This is a genomic window from Paenibacillus sp. J22P143 (assembly GCF_059692035.1).
In genome coordinates, this window is sequence record NZ_JCAUAQ010000074.1 from 1 (window position 1) to 1,115 (window position 1,115).

The window sequence follows — 1,115 nt, forward strand, 5'->3', positions numbered from 1 at the left end:
TTGGACGAGCATCCATCAGCTCGCGTCACTATCCTTCTGCGTCACTCCATTGCTCATAACGGCTACGGTGGTACAGGAATTTCCACCTGTTGTCCATCGACTACGCCTTTCGGCCTCGCCTTAGGTCCCGACTTACCCTGAGCGGACGAGCCTTCCTCAGGAACCCTTAGGTTTTCGGCGGATCAGATTCTCACTGATCTTTTCGTTACTTATACCGGCATTCTCACTTGTATGCGCTCCACCTGTCCTTACGGTCAGAATTCTACGTACATACAACGCTCCCCTACCCATGCACATACGTGCAAGCCATAGCTTCGGTGGCGTGTTTAGCCCCGTTACATTTTCGGCGCAGAGTCACTCGACCAGTGAGCTATTACGCACTCTTTCAATGGTGGCTGCTTCTAAGCCAACATCCTGGTTGTCTGTGCAACTCCACATCCTTTCCCACTTAACACACACTTGGGGACCTTAGCTGATGGTCTGGGCTGTTTCCCTTTTGACAATGGATCTTAGCACTCACTGTCTGACTCCCGGATTTAAGTTTGTGGCATTCAGAGTTTGACTGGACTTGGTAACCCTTGGCGGGCCCCGCACCCAATCAGTGCTTTACCTCCACAACTCAACATCCGAGGCTAGCCCTAAAGCTATTTCGGGGAGAACCAGCTATCTCCGAGTTCGATTGGAATTTCTCCGCTACCCCCACCTCATCCCCGAATTTTTCAACATTCGTGGGTTCGGGCCTCCAGTGAGTGTTACCTCACCTTCACCCTGGACAGGGGTAGATCACACGGTTTCGGGTCTACGTCCACGTACTAAAGCGCCCTATTCAGACTCGCTTTCGCTGCGGCTCCGTCTTTTCAACTTAACCTCGCACGGGAACGTAACTCGCCGGTTCATTCTACAAAAGGCACGCCATCACCCATATAGAGGGCTCTGACTTTTTGTAAGCACACGGTTTCAGGTTCTTTTTCACTCCGCTTCCGCGGTGCTTTTCACCTTTCCCTCACGGTACTGCTTCACTATCGGTCACTAGGGAGTATTTAGCCTTGGCAGATGGTCCTGCCGGATTCCGACGGGGTTTCACGTGACCCGCCGTACTCAGGATACCTCTAGGG

1 rRNA gene is annotated in these 1,115 nt (G+C 52.4%); it reads right to left on the reverse strand.

Annotation, left to right across the window (positions count from 1 at the left end):
* Window positions 1-1,115, reverse strand: a 23S ribosomal RNA gene (locus AC58PQ_RS29555); the annotation flags it as partial.